Here is a 16038-nt window from a genome sequence, read left to right as displayed (position 1 = left end):
CATATTTAATTTTGAATTAAACCCATATTTTAAATACGGTTTTTGCGTAATCATTTGATTGTAAGTATTTTATGACATCATTTTTTTTTGTTTCTAGGTGAATTATTCTATATTTAACCAAGTCGTCGTCGAAATAATTCTACTCAAAACTCTCATTTAAGAGTTTTCATTTTAACCATCTAAAAGTAACCAACTAAAAATGAATATTATTCAGTTATTCATACCTGACATTTGAAGCTTATACTAAATACTATAAATCACACAAACAATTAATCAAATTCACGCAAATGAAAACAAAATTCTTCTATCTAACGTTATTCATGTTTTGCAGTTTTGGGCTTTTCGCTCAGAAAGGTACACCCATGAAAGCTAGCTCAACTTCAAAGGCTGTTTACATGAGAGAAATTCCGGCTTTCTCTAAAATGCAGAATATTATTTCTGCTTCTGAAAAAAATAATGACGGTCAGGAAAAAAAGAGAGGAAGGAACACTTATGTTCCTGGTAAAGGACTTCCTGCTGCAGGACAAAAGGATCCTTTGATGCAGACTCAGCAGAAGTCTTTAAAAATGGCAATTTCTACAGAGGTTGCAAACTTTCAATCTCATCAAGGTTCTAGTACACCTACAGATCCAACTGGTGCTATAGGGCCTAATCACTATGTATATGCTTTTAACACAGGTTTCGGTATTCGGGATAGAGCTGGAAATGTATTATTGGCAGAAGCTTCTCTAGCTACAATTTTCCCTGGAGAAAGCTTGGGAGATCCAATAGTGGTGTATGATAATTATGCTGAGCGCTTTGTTATCATGCAGTTTAGTAATTCTCCTAACGGTATCCTAATAGCTGTAGGACAAGGACCAGACCCAGTTAATGACGGGTGGTTTACCTATAGATTTAATACAGGAACTTTTCCTGACTATGAAAAACTATCTATCTGGAGTGATGGATATTATATTACTGCTAACAAAGATCAAAATGCTCCTACTACCAATGATGTAGTATTTGTTGCAGAAAGAGATAAGATGTTAGTGGGTGACGCTAGTGCTGGGTTTATTGGTTTCCCTCTACCAGGAGCGGTAACTAGTGGGTTCTATAGCCCTGGAGGTTCTCACTCTACTGGTCCAAACTTACCACCAGTAGGAGCTAGTAACTCATTCTTATATTTACAAGATGATGCTTGGGCTGGAGTTTCTCAAGATCATATTAAAGTATGGACAACCAATGTAGATTGGGCGAACCCTGCAAGTTCGACTATTTCACAACCGCAAGAGATTATCACAGCGCCGTTTGATAGTGTGTTTGATGGAGGATCATTCTCTAACTTACCACAGCCTTCGGGACCAGATGTAGATGGATTGCAGGCAACGATGATGTATATGACAAGTTACAGACGTTTCCCAACGCATAACTCTATGGTTTTAAATTTCATAGTTGATTTAGATGGTAATGATAACCTTTCAGGAATTCGTTGGTATGAACTTAGACAGACTGCCGACAACCAACCATGGACAATCTTTCAAGAAGGCACCTATGTGCAACCAGATGGTTTAAGTGCTTTTTCTGGAAGTATGGCTATGGATGCTCAGGGTAATATTGGACTCGGGTATACTGTGGTGAGTACATCAACATTCCCATCTATACGATATACAGGTAGACTTGCTAGCGATCCTTTAGGAACGATGACTCTTGCTGAGCAAGTAGGTGTGAATGGAACACAATCGGATCCATCTTCACGATATGGAGATTATGCACACCTTACTGTAGACCCAGTAGATGATATGACCTTCTGGCATACTGGAGAGTATTTTGATAGTGGTTTCAGAAAAAATCACGTTGTGGCTTTTAAATTAGAGCCAGATACACCTGATACTGAAGCTCCAACAGCTCCAACTAACTTAGCTGCCTCTTCAGTTACAGAGTCTTCGCTTACACTTACTTGGGATGCTTCTACAGATAATATAGGAGTAACAGGATATGATGTTTATCAGGATGGAGCGGTTATAGGAACAGTTGCGGCTACTACTTTTGATGTAACAGGTTTATCTGCAAGTACATCTTATGATTTCTCAGTTGTAGCAAAAGATGCAGCAGGAAATGAATCACCGGCTAGCGCTACTTTATCTGTAACAACTTCTGAGCCAGATACGCAAGCTCCTTCTGTTCCTACGAATTTAGTTTCTTCTAACTTAGCAGCAAACCAAGTAACGCTGAGCTGGGATGCTTCTACAGATAATGTTGGGGTAACCGAGTATGATGTTTTACAAGATGGAACGGTAGTAGATACAGTTACAGGAACATCTGCAACAGTAACAGGATTAACTCCTCAAACTACATACTCATTCACAGTAATCGCAAAAGATGCTGCTGGAAATGCTTCTGCGGCTAGTAGTGCTCTTAGTGTAACTACTCCAGAGGCAACAGGATGTTTAAATGGAGTTGGAACTCCTTACAGCGAAGGGTTTGAAAGTGGTATTGGTGCATGGACTCAAGATGGAGGTGATGACCTTGATTGGACTCGTGACGCAAATGGAACTCCTTCAAGAAATACTGGGCCATCAAGTGCAGTAGAAGGGTCTTTCTATCTATATGTTGAAGCGTCAGGAAACGGTACTGGATATCCAAGTAAAAGAGCGATTATTACTTCTCCTTGTATCGATTTAGGAGCTGCAACTTCTGCAACGTTTACATTCCAGTATCATATGTTTGGAGCTAATGACTTTGGTTCATTAGATCTCGAAGCAAGTAATGATGAAGGAGTAACGTGGACAAGTATCTGGAGTAGAAGCGGAAACCAAGGAAATTCTTGGCAAGCAGCTTCAGTAGACTTAGCGGCTTACTTAGGAACAGGAGTGCAGTTAAGATTTAACCGTTTAACTGGTGGTACATGGAGAGCAGATGCTGCGATCGATGATATTTCTCTTACTACTGATGGTGGTTCAGGTTCTGGATGTGCTAGTGGTGACTTAACTTTATCTGTTACTTTAGATAATTACCCTCAAGAAACGTCTTGGGAAGTTACAGATTCAAGCGGTGCAGTTGTAGCATCTGAAAGCTACTCTACTGCAAATCCTGATGGATCTACAGTAACCGAAACTATCAGCGGATTAGCAGCTGGATCTTACACATTCACAATCTTTGACTCTTTCGGAGATGGTATCTGCTGTGGATTTGGAAACGGTTCGTACACGCTATCTAGTAGCTCTGGTACCATTGTATCTGGTGGTGAGTTCGGTAGTTCTGAAGCAACTGACTTCTGTATCGAAGGTGATGCCAGAACTATAGAAACATATCCGTTAACAGATCTTGATAAAAATGAGAAAATGTTCCCAATACATCCTGTACCTACAAAGGATATACTTAATATCTCAGTAGGAAAGACTCCTTTGCAAAGTGTAGAAATTTTCTCTATGTATGGTCAAAAAGTATACGAAGGTAAAGAAACGCAAATTGATGTGAGTGCATTCCCAGCAGGAACATATTTTGCTAGAATTACTGGGCCAGAAGTATTAGTTACCAGAAGCTTTATCAAAAACTAAGAATTCCCATTAAAGTATTTATTATATAGCTAGAGGCTGTCTTCAGACAGCCTCTTTTTTTGTTTTGGTAAAATTCATCAAACATATATTACAGATTATGCTATTTTTGCAGATAAGCTTTTACTTAATTTTATTCATATTAATCCTTATAAATGATCCATAAATCGACCATAGATGCTGTATTTGATGCTACGAGAGTAGAAGAGGTTATTGGTGATTTTGTGCAGTTAAAAAAGGCTGGAAGTAATTTTAAGGGGTTAAGTCCATTTAGTGAAGAAAAAACACCTTCATTCATGGTTTCGCCGGTAAAACAGATATGGAAGGATTTCTCCAGTGGTAAAGGAGGGAATGCTGTTGCTTTTTTGATGGAACATGAGCATTTTACCTATCCGGAGGCTATTAAATACTTAGCTAAAAAATATAACATTGAAGTTGAAGAGACCGAGCAGACAGATGAGCAAAAGCAACAGGCAGATGCACGGGAGAGCATGTATTTAGTGAGTGAATTTGCAAATTCATACTTTAAAAATACCTTACATAAAACAGAGCAAGGAAAAGCAATTGGGTTAACCTATTTTAAGGAAAGAGGATTTACCGAGGAAACCATCAAAAAATTTGATTTAGGGTATTCTCCAGATTCTTGGGATGCCTTTACAACTGAAGCTATAAAAAAAGGATATAAGCTAGAGTACCTTGAAAATACCGGCCTTACCATTGTAAAAGAAGAAAAACAGTTTGATCGTTTTAAAGGTAGAGTGATGTTTCCTATACAGTCAATGTCAGGGAGAGTACTTGGTTTTGGTGGTAGAATTTTGACCAATGATAAAAAAGCGGCTAAATATCTCAATTCACCAGAAAGCGAAATCTATCATAAAAGTAAGGTGTTATATGGGATTTATCATGCGAAACAATCGATAGCCAAAGAAGATAATTGTTATCTTGTTGAAGGATATACCGATGTCATTCAGTTTCATCAAACCGGAATTAAAAATGTAGTTTCTTCTTCGGGTACCGCGTTAACAACCGATCAAATACGCTTAATAAATAGACTTACCAAAAACATTACGGTACTTTTTGATAGCGACGCTGCAGGAATGCGAGCATCAATGCGTGGAATCGATTTGATTCTGGAGCAAGGTATGAATGTGAAAGTGTGTTCTTTTCCTGATGGAGAGGACCCAGATAGTTTTGCGAAGCAAAATACCATGGAAGAGCTTACATCATATCTTGAAGAGAATGTGCAAGACTTTATGAGTTTTAAGGCTTCTATGTTGCAAGAGGAGTCTAAAAACGACCCGATAAAAAGAGCAGAGCTGGTAAGAGATATGGTAACTAGTATTTCCAAAATTCCAGATGTTATTAAGAGGGAGATTTATGTGAAAGAATGCGCGCGTATTATGGACGTTTCAGAAGATGTCTTATTTGATACTCTTGCTCAGATTAGGAACGTAGACATTAAAGATCAGCGAAAGCAACAGAAACAGCAAAAAAAGCCTCTTGAGGTGATTAAAAATGAGCCTCAAAAAGCTCCTAAAGTTGATCAGCAATATGAATTAGAGAGGAAAATAATCGAAATCTTATTGCTTTACGGGCAGCAAGAGGAAGAATTTGAAGATCTGGTACTAAAAGAAAATGATGAGGGAGAGCTAGAGTTGGAACCAGAAATACATCTTGCCAAGGTCTTTGAGAAAATTTATCTGGATCTTCAGGAAGATGAAATAGAATTTACCAATAATAATTTCAAGGAAGTATATTCTTTATTAATTGATCAGCTTCATCAAAATGAAAACTTTAAGATCGATAGTTTTATTAATCAAATTCCGCCAGAGATTGCTTCCGAAGTTACTTCAATTCTCATGATCGATGATAAGTACGCCTTGAGTAGATGGTATGATAAAGAGATTCATGTAAAACAAAAGGAATCATCGGTTTCTCAATATGTAAACGATACCATATTAAATTTAAGACGTTTTCTTATTAGTCAAAAAGTAGAAGAGCTTTCACAAGAAGTAAAAGCTCAACATGAGGTCGATAATCAGGAATCTTTGCAAGATATCATGGATTATCTTTCACTAAGAAAAATTCTATCTTATAAGTTAAATAGGGTTATTTAGCTTATATGTAATAATCTAGACTGATGTATCAAATCAGCTAAATTATCTACTTTAAGTTTTTTCAGTAATCTAGTTTTGTATGTGCTAACAGTCTTTTCGTTAATCGATAAAGTTGTAGCAATATCCTTATTTCGTTTTCCAGATGATAAAAGGTTAAGTACTTCGATCTCTCTCGAAGATAATTTTTTGTACTTAACTACCATATTGTTTTCATTGGCATTACCATTTGCCAATTGCTGTGTTAAATTATCATTTAAATATATTCCTCCTCTAGCGACTCTTTCAATAGCTTTCTTTAATATTTTAGTAGGAACAGTTTTCGATAAATATGCAGAAGCTCCCGCTTTAATTGCACTTAGTGCATACATTTCTTCAGGATGAGAGCTAAAAATAATAACTTTTATGCCGGTAAATTCTTTTTTTATGGTTCTCAATGCCATAATTCCATTGATCTGTGGAAGATCTAATTCCATGATCAAAACATCGGGTGTGTTTGCTTTTAATACATCATACATTTCGTTTCCATTGCTCACCTTCCCAGTGATCTCATAATCTTCTGAGTTGCGAAACAATGAAACGATCCCTTTCCTAGTAATTGGATGATGATCAGCGATTAGTACGGTTGTCATTCTTTGTTTACGATTGTTAATGTTATTTTAATTTTAAGAGTTTAACATTCTTAGGTTAGGGGTATTTTTTAATCTTGGTGCAAAATTACTAAGAACTAACCCTCGTAAACTTTTTTTTATCGATTTATCGATAAAATGTTGATTATAATAGATCAACGGGTATTTTACAGACCGGTATGGGGTTCATTTTATGCTGGTTTACGGTATTTAATCGAGTAAAAATCTTAAATACCTCATGTTCTCTTCCTGTAAAATCATCTATCTTTTTGCCTGCATCTTTCATTTTCATTGCCCATTCTAATTCGTCATAGCTTGCGCCAATTTGATCTTCATCACTTCGGCTATCACCAAATAGCCCATCTGTAGGGGCTGCAATCTGAATCGAATTAGGAACCTTAAGAGTTTTACCTATAGCATAGACCTCACTCTTAAGTAAATCTGCGATTGGTCCAAGGTCTACACCTCCATCTCCATATTTTGTGTAGAAACCAACACCAAAATCTTCGACCTTATTTCCGGTTCCGGCAACCAAATATTTATGCAATCCAGCAAAGTAGTATAAAGTGGTCATTCGCAATCTAGCTCTGGTATTAGCAAGTGATAAGTCTAATTGAGCACTAGCCTCTGTATGGGGTACTACGGTTTTTAATTCTTCAAAAACTGAAGTGAGATCTACCCGTACATCAGAAACATTTGAAAATCTATCTTTTAGTTGTGCTATGTGTTCTTGGGCTCTGGTTACTTGGCTTTGAGCCTGGTGAATTGGCATTTCTACACATAAGGTTTTTAAACCTGTATTAGCACATAACGAAGAAGTAACGGCACTATCTATCCCCCCGCTTACACCTACAACAAAACCTTCAATTCCGGCATTAGTAGCATATTCTTTTAACCAATTAGTGATATGATCAATTACTTTTTCTGTTTGCATATTTTAATTTTTAACTTATGATTCGTAAAGTAAGGAAAATACGTGTTAAAGAGATTGTTGTTGCATTATAAATGTTTTAAGTGTAACCTCTCGTTATTCGTAATACAATATAGTATCTTTGCGCTCATAAAATTAATAAAAAAAGATGGCGTTCTACAGTAATACAAATTATTTAAAAAGATCTTTTAAATTGATGAAGAATACTATAGGATACTTAAAAATTATAGCATTTTTTTGCTTTTTATGTTCTTGTTCTACGGAAAGTAAGATAGAGAAAGAAATAGCAAAAGTGCCGGTAACTGTAAAAGTAGAGCGTTTTGATCGATTGTTTGCAGAGTTAAATGCTGAAAACCTCCAGCAATTAAAGAAGGGGTATCCATTTTTATTTGCCGAAAAATATACAGATAGTGTTTGGGTTGCAAAGTCAAAAGATACTATTCAACAAGAATTAAACGAAGAAGTAACAAAAAGCTTTTACGATCTTTCTTCAGAAGAAGAACAACTGCATTCATTTTTTCAACATGTTAAGTATTATTTCCCAGAGATCAAAGAGCCGCGTGTGGTTGCTATTACCTCCGATGTAGATTACAGAAATAAAGTAGTACTGTCTAAGGGACTTCTGATTATTTCTTTGGATACGTATTTGGGTAAGGATCACCATTTTTATGAAGGTATTCAAAAGTACTTGAGACAAAATTTTGAAAGACATCAAATCATACCCGATATAGCAGGCGCCTATGCTAAAAACATGGTTGGGCCAATTAGGGAGCGTACTTTTTTGGGAAATCTTATTGGCTTCGGAAAAGAGATGTATGTGAAAGGTCTACTAATACCTTCTATTAGCGAAGCACAAAGGTTTGGTTATACAGAAGAACAGTATAATTGGGTTAAAGATAACGAAGCCGAGATATGGCGTTATTTTATAGATAAGCAATTATTGTATAGTACTGATAGTAATTTAATGCCCAGGTTTTTATATCCAGCACCGTTTTCAAAATTCTATTTGGAGGAGATAGATAAAGAAGCTCCAGATAGAGTGGGGCAATACATTGGTTGGAAAATTGTTTCGGCATATATGAAGAATAACAGTGTATCTTTGCGCCAATTATTACTTGAAGATTCAGAAAAGATATTTAATACATCAAAATACAAACCAGCGAAATAATGGCAAGTGTACATAAATCAGAAATCAATATTGATATTGAATTAGATGAAAATCGAGTTCCAGAAAAATTACAATGGACAGCAAAAGATGGTGGCATAGAAAATCAAGATACAAAGGCGCTGCTTCTGTCTGTTTGGGATAGCGCAAATCAAGAAAGTTTACGTATAGATTTATGGACCAAAGATATGCCTGTTGATGAAATGAAAGTATTTTTTCATCAAACATTGGTGTCTATGAGTGATACGTTTTATAGAGCTACTCAAGATGAGAAAATGTCTGCCACAATGAAAGATTTTTGTGATTATTTTGCAGAAAAGTTAGATCTAAAACAGCAGTAGACTGAAATGTTTAGGCATTTTTTTCAACTACATTAAAAAACTAAACTTGAAAAGAACCCTAATTTTTGTCTACAATGCAAAATCTGATGTCTGGAATAAATCCATAGATTTTGCTCATAAAATTATAAGTCCGTCAACATATTCCTGTAATCTTTGTAGTTTAACTCATGATAACTTTTCAGAGAGAAAAATTTGGAGAGATTTTAGAGAAAAATCTGAAGCAGGTTTTGAGTTTGTTTACAAGGACGAATTTCTGAAAGAATATGGAAAGAGTTTTGGAGAAGATTTTCCTATGATCTTTGAACAAATAGGTGGTGAACTTTGTTTGCTTTTTGATAGTTCTTCGATAAAGTCTATGACTTCTACTGAACAGTTAATCAAAGAATTAGGAGGTGCTTTTTAATTGCTTATTGATATCGTCTATATAGCTTAGTACTTCTTCTTTTCCTAATCCTGAAGAAGATGAGGTGATGAAATAGTTCGGCATTTCCTCCCAGTACTTTAGCATTTCTTTGATGTAGCTATTGATCTGAATTGGTAGTTTGTTTTTGGAAAGTTTATCGGCTTTGGTAAAAATAATAGAAAACGGAATCTGATTTTCCCCTAGCCATTGCATGAATTCTAAATCAATTTTTTGTGGTTCGTGACGACAGTCTACTAAAACAAAAGCACTTACTAATTGTGTTCTTTTAGAAAAGTAAGCAGTAATAAATTTTTGAAATACCTTTTTGGCAGATTTAGATACACGAGCGTAGCCGTACCCTGGTAAATCTACCAAAAACCAGGTTTTGTTTATGATGAAATGATTGATTAGTTGCGTTTTTCCTGGTCTTCCAGAAGTTTTGGCAAGGCTCTTGCGACTGGTTAGCATGTTGATTAAAGAAGACTTTCCAACGTTGGATCTTCCTATAAACGCGTATTCGGGTAGCTTGTCTTTTGGACATTTGGCTACATCGCTGTTACTCACTACAAATTCAGCGCTACTAATTTTCATTGAGAATGAATATATTGAAGATTAGAATTTTCGTTCTTTAAGCCATTCGTGCAACAACCTGTTAAATTCTTCTGGGTGTTCCATCATGGCGGCATGCCCACATTTATCTATCCAGTATAAATCGGAATCTGGTAGTAAACGGTTAAAATCATCTGCTACCTCAGGAGGGGTGACATTGTCATTTTTACCCCATATGATGCACGTTGGTGTATTCATATTTGGTAAATCTTTAGCCATGTTATGTCGAATTGCACTTTTAGCAATAGCTAAAGTTCTGATTAACTTATTTCTATCGTTTACTGTGGCGTAAACCTCGTCTACAATCTCTTTAGTGGCAATTGCAGGGTCATAAAACACGTTTTCTGCTTTGGCCTTTATGTATTCATAGTCTCCGCGCTTTGGGTAACTTTCTCCCATAGCACTTTCGTAAAGTCCCGAGCTTCCAGTAATTACAAGAGCTTTAACTTTTTCTGGATACATTTTTGTGCATAATAATGCAATATGTCCTCCTAGTGAATTACCAAGTAAAATAACTTCCTTGTCTCCATATCCTAAATGATCTATGAAATCTTTTAGATATTTGGCATAGGTGCTTACCTTGGTTTTTATCAATGATAAAGTGTAGACGGGTAGTTCAGGGATTAAAACTTTATATCCTTTTTCTGGGAAATATGAGCTCACTCCTTCAAAATTACTAAGACCTCCCATAAGACCATGTAAAATGATAATTGGTGTGCCTTCTCCGATATCCAGATAACTAAATTTTCCGTCTTTTTTTAATTCGTGCTTCATTAATACTTCTTACAAGAATTAAAGCAAATATAGCATTTTCATAATTAGTTTAGGTATTTTTTATCAATACTAAAGAATGAATTTTTACAAATCTTTTTTTAACAGTTTGTTTACTTGCCCAATTCGCGAAGACAAGTGGTAAAACGGTCTTTTGCTACTGTGTTGAAACACAAAAAATTAAGTCTTTGAATACTTTTTGGATGAGCTTTTGAAGAACAATTTATCAACAATGTGGTAAATTGTGGTAAAAAGTGGTAATTTTTTCAATATATTTGACTTATTAAACGTTTAAGGGGATTGAAGTGGTAAACCTAATCGGCACATATGAATGTAAGGCAGACGCTAAGGGACGTCTTATGATGCCAGTTGCTTTTAAGAAGCAGCTTTCATCTGTGTTGCAAGAGGGGTTCGTGTTGAAAAGATCTGTTTTTCAGCCATGTCTGGAGTTGTATCCGATGGAAGAATGGAATCTTTTGATGAAAAAAATCAACAAACTAAATCGCTTCAAAAAGAAAAATAATGATTTTATCAGAAGGTTTACAGCTGGAGTTAAAGTAGTTGAGATCGATACTGCTGGTCGTCTCCTGATTCCTAAAGATTTGGTGAGTTTTGCTGGTATCACAAAAGAGTTAGTGCTTTCATCTGCTGTCAATATCATTGAGATATGGGATAAGGATAAGTATGAAAAAGCAATCGATGATACAGCTGATGATTTTGCCGATTTAGCCGAAGAGGTAATGGGGTTTGATGACGAGGTAGATATTGATTAAAGATGATCTTTTTTGGTTGTAAATCAACTTTTGAGATTAATAGAAACGAATAGATGAAAGAGACAGAATATCATAATCCTGTACTGTTGAAAGAAACTGTAGATGGTTTGGCAATTAAACCAGATGGGGTTTATGTCGATGTGACTTTTGGCGGTGGAGGGCATTCTAAAGAAATTCTGAAACGACTTGGAGAAAAAGGTAAACTCTATGCTTTTGATCAGGATAAAGATGCTTTAGATAATGTAATTGATGATGCTCGATTCACCCTGATTAATGAGAATTTTAGATTCATTAAAAGGTTTTTAAGGTTTTACGGGGTTCGAAAAGTCGATGGTATTCTTGGTGATTTTGGGGTTTCTTCTCATCAGTTTGATGTTGCAGAGAGAGGGTTTTCTACTCGTTTTGATGGAGACTTGGATATGAGAATGAATCAGAGTAAAGATATATCAGCATATCATGTAATTAATGAATATGAAGAGGAGGGTTTGAGAGCGATATTTTTGCAATATGGAGAGTTGAGAAACGCTCCCAAACTGGCTAGAGTAATCGTTGGAGCAAGAAGAACAGGTGTCATCAAAACAAGTTCTGAACTTAAAGAAGTATTGCAACCTTTTTTACCTAGACATAAAGAGCATAAAGTATTGGCTCAAATTTATCAGGCTATACGTATAGAGGTGAATCAGGAAATAGAGGTTCTTAAAGAATTTTTGGAGCAGACAGAAGAGCTTTTAGAAACAGGTGGTAGAATTAGTTTGATATCCTATCATTCACTAGAGGATAGGTTGGTAAAGAGGTATATACGTAGTGGGATGTTTGAAGGTGAGCCGGAAAAAGATTTATACGGTAATGTGTCTGTGCCATTTAAAAAAGTTGGGAAACTAATTATTCCAGGGGAAGAAGAAATAAAACTAAATAATAGAGCAAGAAGTGCAAAACTTAGAATTGCAGAAAGACTATAAAGTGAGTTTTCGTGAGCTGATCTATATGGAGGTATGAAACAAACGGTGTATGACATATTAAAAGGAAAGTTTCTTATTGCAGATGATGCAATGAAGAATTGGAGAATGCTTCTTTTTCTCTCTTTTCTGGCAATAGTTATGATTGCAAGTTCACATAATGCTGAAAGCAAGGTGCATGAAATTGCAAGATTAAATAATGAAGTAAGAGAATTACGTACTCAATTTGTTGATGGAAAAACGGAGCTTATGAGATTGAAGATGGAGTCTTCGATTATTAAGAAAATGACACAAAAAGGATTAAAACGACCTACGCATCCACCAAGGAAAATAATAGTAAAAAACGATTAACAATTGGCGATTAAAGAGAAAAACATATTAAATCGATTGTATTTTATTGCGGCTTGTATGTTCGTTTTTGCTGTGGCAGTATTGGCTAAACTTGTTAATATACAATTTGTCGAAGGGGAAGAGTATAGAAAAAAAGCTCAGGAACGAGTTTTTCGCACTTTTGACATTCCTGCAAATAGGGGTAATCTTTATGATAGTAAAGGAAATTTGCTAGCTACATCTGTTCCTAAATATGATATAAGGTTTGATGCTTTAACAGTAACAGATAAGGATTTTAGAGAATATGTTAAGCCGTTATGTGAATCACTTTCTAAGGAGTTTGGGAAACCGGTTTCATACTATGATAAAATTATAAGAACTGCAAGAGCCAATAAAAATAGATATTTACTTATTCGCCGGGGGCTTGGGTATTCTCAATATATGAGGGTCAAGGATTTTCCATTATTTCGTTTTGGAGCTAACAGAGGAGGTTTCATCGTGGAACAACGAACTGTTCGGGAGCATCCTATCGGGAAAATTGCCGAACGTACCGTAGGATACGAAAGAAGAGATGATCAAGGGTATTATACTCGTGTAGGACTAGAAGGGGCTTATGGACCTTTTTTAAGAGGAAAAGAAGGAAAGCGTAAAAAGCAAAAGATAGCCAAAAACCAATGGAAACCAATTGGAGATGCCAATGAAGTAGAACCACAAGATGGATATGATGTTATCTCAACAATAGATGTTAATATTCAGGATATAGCGCATCATGCTTTATTAGCACAACTTGAGAAATTCGAAGCTGAGCATGGTACTGTTGTAGTTATGGAAACAAAAACAGGAGAAATCAAGGCAATATCCAATTTGGGGAGAACTAAATCAGGAAAGTATTATGAGAAGTTAAACTATGCTGTTGGGGAATCTCATGAGCCAGGGTCTACCTTCAAATTAATGACTATGGTGGCGGCTTTGGAAGATAGGAAAATCGATTCAAGTTATGTAATAGATACAGAAAACGGAAGGGTGAGGTTTTATGATAGAATCGTAAAAGATTCAAAATGGGGTGGATACGGTAAAATTTCTGCAGCAAGAGCTTTCGAAGTTTCTTCAAATACAGCTTTTGCAAAAATGATTAATGAAAACTATAAAGAAGATCCTAGGAAATTTGTAGATCGATTAATAAATATGGGATTGGCAGATCCTCTCGGTGTTTCTATTAAAGGAGAGGGAGTTCCTAAGATTCCATATCCTGGTGATAGTAATTGGTATGGTACTACGTTACCTTGGATGGCACATGGTTACGGTGTAGCGATTACTCCTTTGCAAACCTTGGCATTTTATAATGCTATTGCGAATGATGGGGAAATGGTTAAGCCGCGATTTATCAAAGAGGTGAGAACCTGGGATAAAACCAGAGAACGTTTTGATAAGGAAGTGATTAATCCAACAATTTGTTCTAAAAAAACAGCACAGATTGTTCAGGAAATGATGAGAAATGTGGTTAGAAGAGGAACCGCAGATAATATAAACACTGGTAACTTTCAAATCGCAGGAAAAACGGGTACCTGTTGGGGTAATTATGGGAAAGATAAGGAGCGCGAATATATCTCGTCTTTTGCAGGATATTTCCCTGCTGATAAACCTATTTTTTCTTGTATTGTGGTAATTCACAAACCTAATAAAGAGAAAGGTTATTATGGGAACGAGGTTGCTGGTCCGGTGTTTAAAGCGATAGCTACCAAAATATACAATGATATACCGGTTATCGACGAAGTACCTTATCAGGTTGTTGAAAGTAAGCCAGTAATCAATAGCTACGATACGTATTACGAAAAGGCTCAAAAGTATAAGACTATCATGCCAAATGTAAAAAACATGCCTGCTATGGATGTGATTTCTCTTTTGGAAAATATGGGACTCAAAGTAGAGGTGAAAGGTTCTGGGATAGTGAAAAAACAATCTATAGAGCCAGGAACAAAAGTGAAAATTAATCAAACTGTAAAGCTGGAATTATCGTGATAGAGCTAAAAGATATTATATATAAAGTTGCGATTGATACTGTAATTGGTAATACAGCTGTTGGCGTTAATGCTATAGAGTTTGATTCCAGAAAAATAAAGCAGGAAGACGTTTTTGTGGCGATTCGCGGAGTTGTTTCAGATGGTCATGATTTTATAGAAAAAGCAATTGACCAAGGAGCTATTGCAATTATTTGTGAAGAACTTCCTCCAATTACCATAGAAGGGGTGACCTATGTCAAAGTTGAAGATGCGCAGTCTGCATTAGCTATTATGGCAGCGAACTTTTATGGGATTCCTTCAGAAAATTTAAAATTGGTAGGAGTGACAGGGACCAATGGAAAAACGACCATAGCTACCTTGTTGTTCCAATTGTTTAAAAATGCAGGATATAAAGTAGGCTTGTTATCAACAGTAAAAATTCTTGTAGATGACACAGAATACAAGGCTACCCATACCACTCCAGATTCAATAACGATTAATCGCTACCTCAAAGAAATGAATGATGTTGGGGTAGAGTTTTGTTTTATGGAAGTAAGCTCACATGGTATTCATCAAAAAAGAACAGAAGGGTTGTTTTTTGCAGGAGGGATATTTACGAACCTTTCTCATGATCACTTAGATTATCATAATACCTTCAAAGAATATAGAGATGTGAAAAAGGTCTTTTTTGATGGTTTACCGCCAAGTGCTTTTGCTTTAACCAATAAAGACGATAAGAATGGGGCGTATATGTTGCAAAATACAAAGGCAAAGCAGTATAGTTATGCGCTACAATCTTTTGCAGATTTTCGAGGTCAAATATTGGAAAACAGTTTAGAAGGACTGCTTCTTAAACTCAATGATAATGAAGTGTGGTCAAAACTTATAGGAAGTTTTAACGCGTATAATCTTTTGGCAATTTTTGGCACTGCAGAATTATTGGGATTAGAGACCTTGGAGACACTAAGGTTGCTTAGCGATCTCAAAAGCGTAAGTGGGAGATTTCAATATTTAATTTCAGAAGAACAAAAAATAACAGCCATAGTAGATTATGCTCACACTCCAGATGCTTTAAAGAATGTATTGGAGACCATTAATGATATAAGGACCAAAAACGAAACGTTAATTACAGTTGTTGGTTGTGGTGGGGATAGAGATAAGATGAAGAGGCCAGTTATGGGGAATATTGCGGCAAAATTGAGTAATAAAGCAATTTTTACGAGTGATAATCCAAGAACTGAAAATCCAGAGCAAATAATTGAGGATATAGAAAAGGGAGTAGAACCTCAGGATTATAAAAAAATGCTGTCCATTACCGATAGAAAACAAGCTATAAAAACTGCTTGTCAATTGGCAGACAAGGAGGATATAATCCTGATAGCGGGAAAAGGTCATGAGGCCTATCAAGAGATAAATGGAGAACGATTTGATTTTGATGATTTCGAAATCGTAAAAGAAGAATTGAAGAAACTAAACAAATAAA

Annotated in this window: 14 protein-coding genes; 10 read left to right on the top strand and 4 right to left on the bottom strand. The window is 35.8% G+C overall.

Going from position 1 to position 16038, the window contains the following annotated elements; translation table 11 throughout:
- The first annotated feature begins 287 nt into the window (after nt 1-287).
- Both M0D21_RS11745 and dnaG read left to right on the top strand, forming a co-directional pair.
- On the top strand, nt 288-3536 hold the full coding sequence (locus M0D21_RS11745; protein ID WP_248329688.1) for a fibronectin type III domain-containing protein: 3249 nt from the start codon (nt 288-290) through the stop codon (nt 3534-3536).
- A gap of 152 nt (nt 3537-3688) precedes the next feature.
- Entirely contained in the window at nt 3689-5650 is a 1962-nt protein-coding gene (gene dnaG / locus M0D21_RS11740) for a DNA primase (protein WP_248329686.1), read from the top strand.
- Here the strand turns inward: dnaG and M0D21_RS11735 are convergent.
- Both M0D21_RS11735 and nadE read right to left on the bottom strand, forming a co-directional pair.
- Nucleotides 5647-6279 carry a response regulator gene (locus tag M0D21_RS11735; protein ID WP_248329684.1) on the bottom strand — a complete coding sequence of 211 codons (633 nt, stop codon included), beginning with the start codon at nt 6277-6279 and terminating at the stop codon, nt 5647-5649. The two genes, dnaG and M0D21_RS11735, sit on opposite strands and share 4 nt — an antisense overlap.
- Nucleotides 6280-6421: 142 nt before the next feature.
- The gene (nadE, locus tag M0D21_RS11730; RefSeq protein ID WP_248329682.1) at nt 6422-7210 is read right to left on the bottom strand and encodes an NAD(+) synthase; all 789 of its coding nucleotides are present in this window, start codon (nt 7208-7210) and stop codon (nt 6422-6424) included.
- A gap of 193 nt (nt 7211-7403) precedes the next feature.
- Here nadE and gldB point away from each other — a divergent pair, with 193 nt between their 5' ends.
- The 3 genes from gldB to M0D21_RS11715 are packed head-to-tail and all read left to right on the top strand — an operon-like array spanning nt 7404 to nt 9116.
- Nucleotides 7404-8375, top strand: a complete 972-nt coding sequence (gene gldB / locus M0D21_RS11725; RefSeq protein ID WP_248329680.1) for a gliding motility lipoprotein GldB — start codon at nt 7404-7406, stop codon at nt 8373-8375.
- A complete protein-coding gene (gldC, locus tag M0D21_RS11720) occupies nt 8375-8713 on the top strand; it encodes a gliding motility protein GldC (protein WP_248329678.1) in 339 nt (112 codons plus the stop codon). Before gldB ends, gldC begins: the two co-directional genes overlap by 1 nt.
- Before the next feature lie 46 nt (nt 8714-8759).
- The gene (locus tag M0D21_RS11715) at nt 8760-9116 is read left to right on the top strand and encodes a GTPase (RefSeq protein ID WP_248329676.1); all 357 of its coding nucleotides are present in this window, start codon (nt 8760-8762) and stop codon (nt 9114-9116) included.
- Here M0D21_RS11715 and yihA read toward each other — a convergent pair.
- On the bottom strand, nt 9099-9707 hold the full coding sequence (gene yihA, locus M0D21_RS11710) for a ribosome biogenesis GTP-binding protein YihA/YsxC (protein ID WP_248329674.1): 609 nt from the start codon (nt 9705-9707) through the stop codon (nt 9099-9101). The two genes, M0D21_RS11715 and yihA, sit on opposite strands and share 18 nt — an antisense overlap.
- Before the next feature lie 21 nt (nt 9708-9728).
- Nucleotides 9729-10499, bottom strand: a complete 771-nt coding sequence (locus M0D21_RS11705; protein WP_248329672.1) for an alpha/beta fold hydrolase — start codon at nt 10497-10499, stop codon at nt 9729-9731.
- A 302-nt stretch (nt 10500-10801) separates the two neighbouring features.
- On the opposite strand from M0D21_RS11705, the gene mraZ reads away from it, so the two are divergent.
- From mraZ to M0D21_RS11680, 5 genes are read left to right on the top strand one after another with little or no spacing between them, the layout of a single operon-like run.
- Nucleotides 10802-11269 carry a division/cell wall cluster transcriptional repressor MraZ gene (gene mraZ / locus M0D21_RS11700; protein WP_248329670.1) on the top strand — a complete coding sequence of 156 codons (468 nt, stop codon included), beginning with the start codon at nt 10802-10804 and terminating at the stop codon, nt 11267-11269.
- Nucleotides 11270-11322: 53 nt separating this feature from the next.
- The gene (rsmH, locus tag M0D21_RS11695) at nt 11323-12228 is read left to right on the top strand and encodes a 16S rRNA (cytosine(1402)-N(4))-methyltransferase RsmH (RefSeq protein ID WP_248329668.1); all 906 of its coding nucleotides are present in this window, start codon (nt 11323-11325) and stop codon (nt 12226-12228) included.
- 33 nt (nt 12229-12261) lie between these two features.
- On the top strand, nt 12262-12576 hold the full coding sequence (locus M0D21_RS11690) for an FtsL-like putative cell division protein (RefSeq protein WP_248329666.1): 315 nt from the start codon (nt 12262-12264) through the stop codon (nt 12574-12576).
- Nucleotides 12577-12579: 3 nt separating this feature from the next.
- Nucleotides 12580-14574: a penicillin-binding protein gene (locus M0D21_RS11685; protein WP_248329664.1), complete on the top strand. Its 1995-nt coding sequence runs from the start codon at nt 12580-12582 to the stop codon at nt 14572-14574.
- Complete coding sequence (locus M0D21_RS11680) at nt 14571-16037, top strand: UDP-N-acetylmuramoyl-L-alanyl-D-glutamate--2,6-diaminopimelate ligase (RefSeq protein WP_248329661.1); 1467 nt, start codon at nt 14571-14573, stop codon at nt 16035-16037. Before M0D21_RS11685 ends, M0D21_RS11680 begins: the two co-directional genes overlap by 4 nt.
- Nucleotide 16038 lies beyond the last annotated feature (1 nt).

The organism is Aquimarina acroporae, assembly GCF_023195925.1.
Classification (GTDB): domain Bacteria; phylum Bacteroidota; class Bacteroidia; order Flavobacteriales; family Flavobacteriaceae; genus Aquimarina; species Aquimarina acroporae.
Note: the sequence above shows the minus strand (reverse complement) of the source record. Positions and strands in the feature narration are given on the sequence as shown.